At 44.9% G+C, this 13307-nt stretch carries 12 protein-coding genes; 5 read left to right on the plus strand and 7 right to left on the minus strand.

Translation table 11 applies throughout. The features are described from left to right. Positions 1 to 27: 27 nt before the first annotated feature. Genes H4K34_RS09230 through H4K34_RS09250 form a run of 5 tightly spaced genes read left to right on the plus strand, consistent with a single transcriptional unit; the run spans position 28 to position 4463 of the window. Positions 28 to 984 (plus strand): sterol desaturase family protein, encoded by a 957-nt coding sequence (locus H4K34_RS09230; protein WP_246452084.1) that lies wholly within the window; start codon positions 28 to 30, stop codon positions 982 to 984. Further along, positions 981 to 1958, plus strand: coding sequence for an aspartyl protease family protein (locus tag H4K34_RS09235; protein WP_210757137.1), 978 nt, complete (start codon positions 981 to 983; stop codon positions 1956 to 1958). The genes H4K34_RS09230 and H4K34_RS09235 overlap by 4 nt, the downstream gene beginning before the upstream one ends. Continuing rightward, positions 1951 to 3372 carry a hypothetical protein gene (locus tag H4K34_RS09240; RefSeq protein WP_210757138.1) on the plus strand — a complete coding sequence of 474 codons (1422 nt, stop codon included), beginning with the start codon at positions 1951 to 1953 and terminating at the stop codon, positions 3370 to 3372. The genes H4K34_RS09235 and H4K34_RS09240 overlap by 8 nt, the downstream gene beginning before the upstream one ends. A gap of 11 nt (positions 3373 to 3383) precedes the next feature. Next, positions 3384 to 3947 (plus strand): hypothetical protein, encoded by a 564-nt coding sequence (locus H4K34_RS09245; RefSeq protein WP_210757139.1) that lies wholly within the window; start codon positions 3384 to 3386, stop codon positions 3945 to 3947. Between the two features lie 24 nt (positions 3948 to 3971). Then, positions 3972 to 4463, plus strand: coding sequence for a hypothetical protein (locus H4K34_RS09250; protein ID WP_210757140.1), 492 nt, complete (start codon positions 3972 to 3974; stop codon positions 4461 to 4463). A 92-nt stretch (positions 4464 to 4555) separates the two neighbouring features. Here H4K34_RS09250 and H4K34_RS09255 read toward each other — a convergent pair whose 3' ends face one another. The 7 genes from H4K34_RS09255 to H4K34_RS09285 form a co-directional block, all read right to left on the minus strand. After that, positions 4556 to 7729 (minus strand): efflux RND transporter permease subunit, encoded by a 3174-nt coding sequence (locus H4K34_RS09255; protein WP_210757141.1) that lies wholly within the window; start codon positions 7727 to 7729, stop codon positions 4556 to 4558. Positions 7730 to 7743: 14 nt separating this feature from the next. Continuing rightward, on the minus strand, positions 7744 to 8799 hold the full coding sequence (locus tag H4K34_RS09260) for an efflux RND transporter periplasmic adaptor subunit (RefSeq protein ID WP_210757142.1): 1056 nt from the start codon (positions 8797 to 8799) through the stop codon (positions 7744 to 7746). A gap of 11 nt (positions 8800 to 8810) precedes the next feature. After that, positions 8811 to 10166: a TolC family protein gene (locus H4K34_RS09265; protein ID WP_210757143.1), complete on the minus strand. Its 1356-nt coding sequence runs from the start codon at positions 10164 to 10166 to the stop codon at positions 8811 to 8813. A gap of 72 nt (positions 10167 to 10238) precedes the next feature. Then, complete coding sequence (locus tag H4K34_RS09270; RefSeq protein WP_210757144.1) at positions 10239 to 10709, minus strand: GbsR/MarR family transcriptional regulator; 471 nt, start codon at positions 10707 to 10709, stop codon at positions 10239 to 10241. 113 nt (positions 10710 to 10822) lie between these two features. Beyond that, positions 10823 to 12130 (minus strand): hypothetical protein, encoded by a 1308-nt coding sequence (locus H4K34_RS09275; RefSeq protein ID WP_210757145.1) that lies wholly within the window; start codon positions 12128 to 12130, stop codon positions 10823 to 10825. Beyond that, entirely contained in the window at positions 12111 to 12626 is a 516-nt protein-coding gene (locus tag H4K34_RS09280) for a hypothetical protein (RefSeq protein ID WP_210757146.1), read from the minus strand. Before H4K34_RS09280 ends, H4K34_RS09275 begins: the two co-directional genes overlap by 20 nt. Next, positions 12613 to 13152 carry an RNA polymerase sigma factor gene (locus tag H4K34_RS09285; RefSeq protein ID WP_210757147.1) on the minus strand — a complete coding sequence of 180 codons (540 nt, stop codon included), beginning with the start codon at positions 13150 to 13152 and terminating at the stop codon, positions 12613 to 12615. The genes H4K34_RS09280 and H4K34_RS09285 overlap by 14 nt, the downstream gene beginning before the upstream one ends. Between the last annotated feature and the right edge of the window lie 155 nt (positions 13153 to 13307).

Here is a 13307-nt window from a genome sequence, read left to right on the forward strand (position 1 = left end):
AGGGTATTGAAGCATCAAAATAACTAAATGCTAAGCAAACCTGCCCTTTCTTGGGAGCCAGATTGCAGAATCTGTATTTGGGACGCTTGCAATTCTTATTTTTGGGAGATGGACATCCAGTTCCCCAATCTAATCCATCATGCCATCCCCTTTTTTGTGGCATTTGTTCTGCTGGAGATCGTGCTAACGGCTTGGCGGCGTATTCCTACTTATCAGGCTAAGGATGCTTTAAGCAGCATCGCCATGGGCTTGGGTAATGTAGGCGTGGGCTTTATTAGCAAAGCTTTGATTTTTGGGGCTTATACCCTGGTCTATCAGTTTCGGATTTTCACCTTGGACTTTAGCTGGTGGATGTGGATCTTACTCTTTTTGGGAGATGATTTATCCTATTATTGGTTTCATCGCACTTCTCATAATGTGCGCTATTTCTGGGCCAGTCATATTGTACATCACAGTTCACAGAATTACAATTTGGCCACTGCCCTGCGCCAAACCTGGACTGGAGGCCTTACCGGAAGTTTTATCTTTTACCTCTGGTTGCCCCTCTTAGGCTTTCATCCACTGGCCATCCTCTTTATGCACAGCATTAGTCTTTTGTATCAGTTTTGGATTCACACCGAGCTTATTGACCGCATGCCCCGTTGGTTCGAGTATATCTTTAATACTCCATCCCATCATCGGGTGCACCATAGTAGCGATACCAAGTATTTGGATCGCAATCATGCCGGGATATTAATTATTTGGGATCGGATGTTTGGCACTTTTATCGAAGAGGATGAGCATCCCCATTATGGGCTCACCAAGAATATTCATAGCTTTAACCCACTGTATATCGCTACGCATGAATGGATTGCGATTTTTCAGGATATCCGAAAACACCCTAAATATTTCTGGTCTTACTTATTCGGCCCACCGGGCTGGAGTCATGATGGTTCCCGAAAAACCAGTGCCCAGCTCCGTGCGGAAATGCAAGATTCTGAATGAGAACCTGGATAGGCATATTCCTAATGCTTTGCAGCATCTCCCTTTGGGGGGAAGAGCCGCCTGAACTATCCTTTAGTTCGGGAGCTTATAATCAGCGCTTAATTATGCAGCGCCCTGTGCCCAAGGGCGATTTCCAACGCATGGTAATCCCGGTAAAGCGGGTGGGTAATTTGATTATCGTTGAGGCCACGGTGGATGGGATTCGCGGCAATTTCATTTTCGATACCGGTGCGCCTTATTTGGTTTTAAATGCCACCTATTTCCGCGATTACAAAGAAGAGAAAGGTCATATTGCTACCGATGTAACCGGCAAACTCAATACCCAGCGTACCACCGAAGTGGAGCGACTCAAAGTAATGGGGATGTACTATGAAAACCTGGAGGCCGATGTGAGTGATTTATCCACTATTGAAAATAAGAGAGGCATTCAGGTTTTAGGCCTGTTAGGAGTGAATCTCTTTATGCGGATGGAGATCGAAATCAATCTGCAAGCCGAACAATTAATCGTGTATCGCACCGATCGCGAAGGCCGACGTTTAGAACAGCCGACCTACCGAATGGAAGGCGATTATCACAAATCCTTCGAATTACGAAACAACGCCATTATCGCCAGCGGTACCATTGCTGGTCAAAGTTTGAATTTTTGCTTTGATACCGGAGCAGAGGCTTTATTGCTGGATAATGATTTGGATGAAGATGTGTATACCGAAATGCGTATTGTACGTCGCTCAACTCTAACGGGTGCGGCTGGTTCCAGTACCGAGGTGCTTTTTGGAGCCCTGCGGGAAATGGAGTTTGGACCCACTTTAAAAAGCTGTCAGGTGATGATTGCCGACCTCGAAGAAATTGGTCGGGCCTATGGCTTTCCCGTCGATGGATTTGTGGGCTATGATCTCTTGCGAATGGGCTCAGTCTGTATTAATTTTAAGACTAAGGAACTTATTGTCAATGTTTTTAGGAAGGAGCATGAATAGGATAATTGGAATAGTACTCCTTTTAATTGGCACCGCTTTTAGCAGCTTGGCGCAGGATAAGGGTATCGCCTATAAAATTGTAGGTAAAGACCTTTATTGTTCCATTGATCGCTCTTTGCCCCAAAGTCAAATTGATAGTTTATTGGGCACCTGCGATATCGACTTCAGCAATTTGGAAGCCATGCTACGCAGCGGAGAAAGCAGCGCCGACCATTGGCAGGTGGAGGCCATTGAGCCCCATCGTATCGTACTTAAGAAACCTTTGAAAAGCCTCACGGGTAAAGCGGAAAATCAGAAGGATTTAATTGTGCTCCTTAATGAGGAAATTGAGTCTAGCGTTGAGGATTACCGCTTTGGCTATAATATGTTTCACAAACCTGCTGTGATTGAGCTGGAAAACGGATTAACACGCTTTTTCCTCAAGGTAGAAGGGGGCAAGCCGCATAGTATTTTTATCAGTGGCACTTTTAATGAGTGGAGCACCAGCGCTAATCCAATGGAAGCCTGCGACAGTGGTTACTATGTTGATCTTAAATTGGGCGTAGGTCCACATTATTATAAGTACATCGTAAATGGCTATTGGCTGCTCGATCCCCGTAATCAATTGAAGGAATCGGATGGGGAAGGCAATGAAAATTCAGTGTATTTCAAATGCAATTATACCTTCCGCTTAAATGGCTATACTAATGCCAAACGGGTGAATTTGGCGGGCTCCTTTAATGATTGGAATGATAATCGGTTTACCCTGCGTAGGGTGCCGGGCGGCTGGCAGCGTAAATGCTATGTGAAGGAAGGGACCCATGCCTATAAGTATGTAGTCGATGGTGAATGGATACTTGATCCGGATAATCCGGTGAAGCGCGATGACGGCGCTGGTAACCAGAACTCTTTTATGTCGGTTGGCGATAGTATTGTTTTCTATTACCCCCGCGATTTGGATGCCCGCTTTGTGGTGCTCAGTGGCAGCTTTAATGGCTGGAATGCCGAGGAACTGCGCATGCAGAAAACTGACAGTGGCTGGGTACTGCCTTATGTGCTGGCAGCGGGAAATTATGAGTATCGCTTTAGAGTAGCGGATAAAATGGAATGGCAATTAGATCCACTAAATCCAATTAGCTCCGGGCCCTATGAAACCAAGAATTCAGTAGTAAGCGTAAAGGCCAATCACCATTTCTTTTTCCCCCGCACACGAGGAGTGGATGAAGTAATCCTAACGGGTGATTTTAATGGCTGGAATGAGCATGGCTATTATATGGAGCGCCGTGCGGATGGCTGGCATGCAGATCTGTATCTGCCGAAAGGCAAGACCCGCTATAAGTTTATTGTAGACGGAAAATGGATTAAAGACCCCTCCAATCCGCTTTTCGAACCCAATGAATACGATGACTATAATTCCGTGATCTGGGTAAAATAATGCCTCATTTCATGCGCTTGCGAAACTGCATACCCCTTCTATTTATTGGACTCTTAGCTGCTTGTCAAAACCCCGCGGAGCGAAAGCAAGTACAGGCATTTGATCAATACCTTGCTTCTTTAGATCAGCTCGAGATCCCTTTTAACTGCAATAGCAATCCCCACTTTGAATTAAAGCTGAAGTCACAGAATTTCAATCCTGAGCTTCATGCCAAATTCAAGTACCAGTGGGCCACGGAACCTTTGGGAATATTATTTCAGGATTCTACTAAGGTATTAGTGGTGGATTTGGTTCCGGGTGATATAGCCATGGTTCCGGTTTTTATGTCTTATGATTTAAAAGGAAACAAGCTGGATTCACTTAATCCCTGGGATAAATCGGGTTGGGACCCCTGGTATCAGGGCGTGGAATACCTTACCGTAACTAAGGGTAGGACTATTGAAATTGTGGATACAGTTAATCAATGGTCCGAAGTGCATCCAAATCCGGGTGAAAACCCGAAGGAGGCGACTGAAACAAAGACCGGTAAGAGTCAATATTTTTGGTTAGGGAACGGCCATTTTAAAGAGAGCTAAAGCATCGAAAACTAAGACCTACCTATGACGCGATCCCTACCTATCTGGATAAAGATTTTAGTTCTATTAAATGGAAAAGAAGGATTGCAGGTACTGGGTGTGGTCTTTTTACTTTCAGCCCTATTTCTTCCTATTATAATGGAGGGTCATGTGACCTCAATTCGTCAATTATCAGGTCTTTTATTGTATTTCATGTTGGCAATTTATTGGCTTCATCTAATATGGAAGGCTCGTTATGATTTGCCCACCTTGTTGGAAGGACGAATTACAAAAGGGAACCTCACGTATAAAAAGTGGTTTGATCGGCGTATCATGAATAAAAGGGGCTGTGATTTTACTTATCGTTTTACGGATGTAAGTGGAAAGGAGTATACAACAAGCTTTCAATCTTACAAGGGATTAGAGCTTCAAGATGAAGAATTACTAATCTATCATCCATCTGCGCCTGAAAAAGCTTTGGTGATTGAAGCTCTAGACTCTCCCCTTCGTAATTATATTCTAAAACACTGGCTCTAACAAAAAAGGAGCACCCCTGCAGGTGCTCCTCTCGTCGTAAACCATGTCAGTCATCTAAAGCGAGATAACTGATTGAAGAAAAACAGAATTAATCAGGCCATACTGGTTTGAAGCGTCTCTTCGATTTCGGTGTTCAGCTCTTCTCGAGGGGTTTCTACTAATTCGATCTTTTGCTCTTTATCCCATCCAAAACGAGCCATCACCCGGTCGAAGATGTAATACACCAAGGGCACTACAATCAGGGTTAAGAACATAGAACTGGTGAGGCCGCCAATCAGCACCCAGGCCAATCCGTTTTTCCATTCAGCACCGGCACCACTGGCCAAAGCAATAGGTAGCATACCAATTACCATCGCCAGGGTAGTCATCAAGATGGGACGAATCCGCACCTGAGTAGCGCGAATCAGCGCTTCGCGTACTTCCAGTCCACTTTCCTTCAATTGATTGGTAAAGTCAACCACCAGAATGGCATTCTTGGCTACCAAACCAATCAACATAATCATCCCCAAAATGGAGAATATACTTAAGGCATTTCCACTTAAAGCCAGGGCTAAGAGGGCTCCAATCACCGCCAATGGTAAGGAGAACATCACTACTAGTGGATAAGCATAACTATTGTAAAGGGCTACCATAATCAAGTACACCAATACCAAAGAGGTTAAAAGGGCCAGCAAGAGGCTGCCAAAGGCTTCCGCCTGATTTTCGAGATCACCTCCCATGCTGTAAGTCAATCCGGCGGGGAAGTCAATGCTCGCTAATTGGTTCTGAATTTCTTCCCCAACCGTACCTACAGGTCGACCAATAACCTGAGCCGACACCGTAATGGTGGGCACCTTATCCCGACGATTAAGCTGAGCAGGTCCTGAAGCTTCAATTACGCTAGCGAATTGATCTAAGCGGATTTGATCGCCCTTATTATTCATCAGCACCAGACTTTGGATGTCCTCAATTTTCTGACGATCAAATTGATCCAAAAGGATATTGATATCGTACTCATTGTCGCCATCGCGGTATTTGGATTCTTGCACCCCATTAAAGGCGGTACGCATGGTTCCTCCTACTAATTCGAGGCTTAAGCCCAGGCTGGCCATTTTATCGCGGTCGATCTGCACTTGAATTTCAGGATTACCGTCTTTTAAGCTGCTTTCCACTTCGGCGGTACCTTGCACTGATTGCACAATCTCCATCACCTTATCGGCATAGCTCTTCATTTGCTCCGCTTCGGATCCACTCAATACAATTTGAATGGGAGCCTGAGTTCCGGAGCCTACTAAAGAAGCAGGAACGGCCTTAAACTTGGCTCCAGGGATATTCTCTTGCAAGGCAATTTGCAACTGACGAGAGAAAATGGGTGCGGTAACCGTCCGTTGATCAGCGTCGATCATTTTAACGCTAAGCTCCGCTACATATGGGGTATTGGTATTCCCAGATCGGCTGCCAGACTGCTGTCCAACTACGGTAGAGATTTCTTTAACCTCCGGAAACTGACTAACGAAGTATTCGGCCTTTTGGCTGAGGAGGTTGGTTTGGTGCAAACTGGCCTTTTTAGGTAATTCAATTTGCATTAAGAACTCACCACGGTCACCAGCCGAAACGAATTCGGATCCGATAAAGCCTTTGGTTACCAAGGTGAAGGAGCCAATAAAGAGAGCAAAGGTGATGGCCAAAACCACCAGCTTATGTTGGAAAGACCATTTTAAGGCTTGAGTCATTCCCTCCTCAAAGCTCTTGAGCACGCCTTCGAACCAGCGAATAAAGTTCCCGATAAGGCCCTTGCTTTTTAAATTGGACAAGCGCGAGAAACGTGAGGCCAATAATGGAATTAAGGTAAAGGCCACCAATAAACTCAGCAGGGTGCTAATGGCAACGGTTAAGGAGAACTGACGCAGTAAGTTTCCAATAATACCACCAGTTAAGGAGATCGGTACGAATACCGCAACAATTACCAGTGTAATGGAAATTACGGTTACTCCAATTTCACGAATACCATCATAGGCCGCTTGGAAGGGACTTTTACCCATTTCCATGTGGCGGTAAATATTTTCAATTACTACAATCGCATCATCCACCAGGATACCAACTACCAGGGAGAGGGCTAAAAGACTCATCAGGTTGAGGGTAAAGCCCAGGAGCATCATCGCCGTGAAGGTGGCTATAATGGAGGCGGGTACTGATACCATTACAATTACAGCATTCCGCAAGCTATGCAGGAATAGGAGCATTACCAGGGCTACCAGAATTACGGCAAAGAAAAGGTCGTGAATAACCGCATCTGCTGCTTCGAGGGTAAAGTCGGAGCTATCCTTAGCGATGGATATTTTAAGGTTCTTATCGGCATAAGCCTCTTCCAAATCAGCAATAATCTCTTTGGTCGCGGCACTAACCTCTACGGTATTGGCATCCCCCTGTTTACGGATATTAAGACCAATGGCATTTTCGCCGTTTACACGGGATAAAATTTCCGCTTCTTTCTCGGTGTCTTGCACTTCGGCAACATCTCCCAGGCGGATCACGGAACCATTGGGCATGCTGCGTAATACCAGGGCCCGAATTTGATCCAGCGAATGGTATTTCCCGCTCAAGCGGATCAGGGTTTGAGTTTCGTCATCACTAATCTTACCGGTAGGGAAGTCCATATTGGCATTTTGCACAATCTGACTTAATTGCAAGAGGCTAATGCCGTAGGTTTCCAGTTTATCGGCGTTGATGTTGATGCGGATTTCACGGGCCTGACCACCAATTACATCTACCTGCGCTACTCCTTCAATTTTGGATAGCTGAGGTTTTAGCTTTTGATCAATAAGGTCGTAGAGCTCCGTTCCGGAGAGGTCGGCGGAAACGCCCAGGTTCATAATGGGTAAATCACCCAAATCGAATTTACCTACCGATGGTTGTTGGGCATCATCGGGTAAATCGCTTACCATGGCATTAATGTTCCTTTGGGCCTCTTGCATGGCCTGGTCTACATCTACATCTTGTTTCAGCTCGATGGTAACGATGGAAACACTTTCCATGGAGGTAGAACTCAGCCTGTCCAAGCCTTCGAGGGTGGAAACGGCATCTTCAATTTCTTTGGTTACCGAGTTCTCCACCTCAGTAGGCGAAGCTCCGGGGTATATGGTAGAAACGGTAAGTATAGGGGTGCTCATATCAGGGAGCAGCTCGTAGTTGAGCGCCTTATAACTGAAGGACCCGGCACCGATAAGTAGGGTAAATAGCACCACCACCAATGTGGGGCGGAGTATGGAAGTTTTGGTAATCTTCATGAGAATTTAGGCCTTTAGTGCAGCACTTTAACTTTAGTGCCGTCTGTCAAATTGATTTGACCGCTGGATACCACTTGATCCTGGCTGCTTAAACCACTGATGATCTCCACCCAGGGACCATGACTGGCACCTACTTCAATATTTTTAAGCTCAGCTGTTTCGCCATTCACCACAAAAACCTGTGGATTTTGCAGGGAACCGGCTAAGGCATTACGATCTAAGTACAAAGCCTCTTCCTTTTGCTTAAAGTGAAAGTGGGCCGTGGTGTACATGCCAGGCTTCAATTTTTGGGCAGCGGAGTTTAGGAGTTCGATTTCCACATTGTATTTCAAGGAAGCATCCGCTTTCACCGCGATGGCCGAAACTATACCCTTAAAAGTTTCACCTGCATATAGGTTGCTGCTTATCTCAACCGTATCTCCTTTTTGGATGCGTAAGATATCGCGAGCGGTAAGCTTTACATTGAGTCGCAATTGTTGATCATCAACAATCTCATAAAGCTTTGCACCTCCTCCGATATAGGAGCCTTCCTGAATGAAATCATCGTTGATAAAACCACTGGCAGTAGCGCGGATATAGGTGTTGCTTAAGCGCTTTTGGGCCGATTTGTACTGGGCCTCGGCGTTTTTAAGTCCAATGCCGATATCTTCTAACTGACGCTGCGTAACGGCATTTTGCTCAGCCAATTTGGAGAAACGCTCCTGATCCGCTTTAAGCTTAAGGTAGTTGGCTTCGGTGGCGGCAACTTCCGCTTCGAGCAGGTCATTTTCTACTTCGGCTAAAAGATCGCCTTTGCTTACGGTGCTTCCTTTTTTACGTAGCACGCGTATTACCCGACCTTGGGTTTCAGAAATTACCATAAGGTCTGTTACCGGCTCCAATTGGCCGTCGGCAGTGGTTTCTTCTTCCAAAATTTTACGACTGGCCTTGGTGGTTTCTACCGGAATGGCATCGCTGCTAATTTCAGAGAGTTTAGCGTTTTCTGCCATTTCCACTTTATTGTTGTAGAGTTGGAAAGCCATCAGGGCCAGGATGGCCACTCCGCTTAAGATTAAAAGAGCTTTTTTCATGATCGAATTATTTAGGTGTTTTGAAGTATTTGTTGAATGCGTCCCAAGGATTTAAGCAGATCGAGTTCCGAACGCTTGAATTTGAGAACCTCATTGTAGTAATTGGTTTGGGCAGAGCGGAAGGCCTGCTCGGCATCCAGTAGTTCGGTAAGGCCGATTACTTCCTCCTGATACATTTGCTGGGATTGCTCGTATACCTTGCGGGCCAATTCTTTATTGTCGGCCTGAGCGGATACAGATGCAAAGCTGTATTGCAATTGCTTGCGGGCATTTTCGGTTTGCAGGTCGAGCTGACTACTAGCATAGTCTTTTTGCAATTGGAGTTTGTCGATCTGCAATTGATTCTGCTGAATTTTATGGTGCTTGCTGCCGCCATCAAAAATGGGAACCTGCAATTGCACTCCAATTACCGTTTGTTGGAACCAAGGTTGATTGCCATCAAAGAAATTGAACTCATTGCGTTGGGCTTGCCAGCTTTGTTGACCAAAAAGAGCCAGGGTAGGATAGTAGCCTGCGCGAGTAACTTCGAGGTTGCGGAGGTTAAGCTTCTTCTGCTTTTCGAGAATTTTAAGCTCAATAGGGCTTTGACTTTCGTAACTGGCCAGGCTTAAGCTGAGGTCTTCCAGATCTAAGGGTTCTTCTAGGCTGAGCTCGGCGGTGATGGGTAAACCCATTAAAAGCTTGAGGTAGTTCACCTGCTGATCGCGTACCGCTCGCAGGGATTGCAATTGGGTGGCCAGATTGGTTTTTTGCACGGTGATCCGGTCCAACTCATTAGCGGTGATCATCTCATTTTGATAGCGGGCCAACATCACCTTGCTCATTTTATCAAGGGTCAGCAGGTTGCTGTCTAGAGAGCGAATCTGGGCTTCAATTTCCAGCGATTGATAGTAGGCGCTGGCCACCTGATAAATAAGATCTTCTTCGGATTTGATTTTGAGCAGGGCATAGAGTTCCCGACTGTCTTTAGCCGCTTTTAAGCCACTAAATAATTCTTGGCTGTAGAGTAATTGTGAGGCTTTAATGGTTCCACTGGTATTATAGGTGGTACCAAATTGAACCGGAATTTGAGTGCCGGGCATGCCTACAATTTCACCAGGTAAGAGCTGGGTTGGTAGATTGGGAAAACCTTGAAATTGCCCTTCAGCTTCAATTTGTGGTAGACCGGAACTGCGAATTTCTTTGATTTGATATTCGGAAATTTCCTGATCATAGGCCGCTTGGCGCAGTTCGGCATTATGCTCCAGAGCAAATTGCAGGGCTTGCTGCAGGCTAAGGCTTTCGTTGGCTGCCTGGGCCGAGGTGGCGGCGGGCATTAGCATGAGCCCGAGTCCAAAAATGAAGAGCCGGACTGGCTTGATTGTCATAATACTTAGTTTTAGTTTATTCGGTAAAAACCAATTAGTTCGGGAAAAAAAGAACTAAAAAGGGAAAATTTTTTAGTCTTTAGATTTTTCCCATTTTAAATAAAGTTCGGGTAGGTGTTGATTCATAAAGCGCATAAAGCTGATGGCATCGCGAAGATTCTCATTAAACTCCGGGGTGTTTTTGGGGCGATTCTCCAAGACCTCCTCTAAAATGGCCGAAACCTGGGTAATTCTTTCAAAGGCGGTTTTGGCTTCTTCGCGCCAAGAAACCAAACGGTTTTTAAAATAGCGTTTGCGATCACCAGGCTGAGTGATGTACTCAATCCTATTCATGGTGAGCAGCATATTGAGCGCATTACTAGTGGCACTTTTACTGAGGTTTAAGGTTTCCCGGATGCTATCAAAACTCAAAGCCAGTTCGGGAGAAACCATCAGTAAACCTAAGATCCGAGAAGGGGCAGGGGGAATCCCGCTTTTCTCGTGACTTACGCCCAGTCGCTCAATTAATTCGCGTTGCTTACTGCTTAATTCTACTTTATTCATCTCTTAAATGATGGTACAAAGGTAATTGGTTTTTTTGGTTCTCAAAAAGAAGAACCAAAAATTTTTGTTAAAAGGGGCAAAACGAATGTACTGCCCCTTTCAAATGCTTGTGATTAATACAAATTAGCTTTCACCTCATAGCCATTGATCAAGATATGATAAGCTTGTTCTTTTTTATAGATCGGACTTTTTTGGCTGAGATTGATCAAAGTATTATTGCCGTTTTTCATCACCTGACCGTCTACTGCTTCTTCAGGGTATTCCAATTTTCCATATTGTAAGGATGCCTGCAGGTCAAAAATGGCGGCTTCGGTATTGATGGCCACTTTTAGGTATTTACCATTGATGCTAATTTCCCCACCCGGACCTTGAAGCTTGGCAATATTTAAATCGCATTCATAGCCTTCCAAGCGGTAGTTTTTCTCCAGTCGGCCAATATTGTGCTGAGAGTACTTGCTATTGCCGGCATTAAAATCAATGACAGATCCAACATTCACTTTATCCTCGTAAGAAACACCCACCGTTATAATATCGGCTTTATCAAATTCAAAGCGGCTGTATTTAGAATTGCTGATGGTTACTGTTTTAAGCTCTGGAATAGTATAGCGGCATTCATAACTAATCACTACCAACTCCTGCATACGATCGGCACGAACGCTACTGTATTTTAAATTTCCCTCCATGCGATCAATGGAAAGCGCTTCAATTTCACTTTCATAAGCTTCTACTTCCAGATTGGCAATTGAGGAGGCTTGTAGGTTGCAATATTTAATGTTCAAAAGCATTTTGCCTAATTGCTTGGCTTGGAAGTCATTTTCATAGAGCGTTAGTGAACCCTTGTCTATATTTTGAACACTGGCCTTTCCATAATGCAAATTGAGCTCCCCTTTTTTGATATTATTGACCGCAAACCGGCCACTGTACTGGTTAAGGATAAAGAGGTTTACATCTCCATTAATGCGAAGGTCGCGGTAAGAGTGCTTTATCTTGAGCTTACCTTGAGTTGGCATTTTGATGTGATATTGAAATTGCACTTCCTCTCGTGAGAAGGTGGTGTTTACGATGATAAAGTCTTCCCAGCCAATTTTCACTTTACTGGGCATGCAGTGATAGGTATTGATATGTACAGAATTCCCGGATTTGCTTACGCCATCGCTTACCTTTTGCTGAAAGGTTTTCAGGAATTCCTGGATTTTATCTTCATGTTCCGTTCCGCGGAAGCGAAAAACGGCTTCTACTTCAATTCGCGGTTCATCCCAAACATCGATTAGGACATCGGTATTACTAGCGTCAATTTCAATGTCGGCATCTACAGCAACATCAATTTTAACATGGGCTGTTTTTTCAATTTTAATGGCCTCCTTGGCCAGCAGCGGTTCCAAGCATAAGCTGAGGGCCAGACTATAAATTAATGTTTTCATTTTTTGCATGTTTTTCGTTTCGTTCCAGTTCCATTTGAATGCGCTGTAAGAGGCGCAAACGTTTTTCATAGTTGTCGATCAGAACTGTGATCAGTTCTTCACGGGGCACCAATTCATCGATATCATCACGATAGCGTTGATTGATTTTTTCCAATTCCGCCAGTTCCTCAAAAACCCAATCGTATTCGGGCTTTTGCCGAAGTTGATCCAGGTCTAAATGGGATTCAATCATTTTCAAATCGGCTTGATAGCCCTCCTCTTGTTTTAGAAAGCTCTGAGGCAAGAGGCTTTCGGCTTCGGGTGGCAATTGCTTTTCCGGATAGAACCACCAGATACTGGCACCTAAAATGAAGGCAGCAGCAATGGTCCAGGGCCTAAAGTTTCGGGGTTTCGATTTTTCGGGAATGGACTTTTTCAGTTCAGACCAAATTCCTTCCGGGGCTTCCGCCTGATCGAATTCAGTGCGGTGCTCCTTCATCCAATCATCGAGTTTCATAAGCCGATTTTAAATGATTTTGAAGCAAACTTTTTGCGTAACGCAGCTGGGTCTTGGAGTTGGATAAGCTCGTATTCAGCTCTTTGGCAATCTCTGCATGACTGTATTCCTCGAGGTAATACAATTGAAAGATTAAGCGGCATCCGGCTGGCAATTGCATGATGGCGGCATTGATTTGGCTAAAAGGCAAATCGGGCATTTCCAATTCTTCATCGCTGGATTCGAAGTCGGGAACTTCTTCCAAAGAAATGAAGGGTTTTAAGTCCTGCCGCAAATGGGCCAGGGCCTTATTAATGGCGATGCGCTTTAACCAGCCACCAAAGGCCAGCTCGTTTTCGAGCGAATCAATCTTTTCGAAGGCCTGGATAAAGCTGTCCTGCAAAAGGTCTCTGGCAATATCCTCCCGCGGAATAATGCGCAGTATGCTGTTGTAGGTGGCCCGGGAAAAATTCTGGTACAGCTGAAAGCCGGCCAGTTGATTTCCCTTGCGCATTTGGCGGATAGTCTTCTTAAGGTCGATGCTCATTAGGGGCATTTACACCCTTAGGATGCAGATGATTTCCAAAGGTTGTAAAAAGGAGGGAATTTTTTTAAGCCTAAAATTGGCCATGCCCATTAAATGCGGGAAATAAAAAACCCCGTCTCGGAAGAACCAAGACGGGGCTACCAAATGTAACCTAC

Source organism: Croceimicrobium hydrocarbonivorans, from assembly GCF_014524565.1.
GTDB classification, from domain to species: domain Bacteria; phylum Bacteroidota; class Bacteroidia; order Flavobacteriales; family Schleiferiaceae; genus Croceimicrobium; species Croceimicrobium hydrocarbonivorans.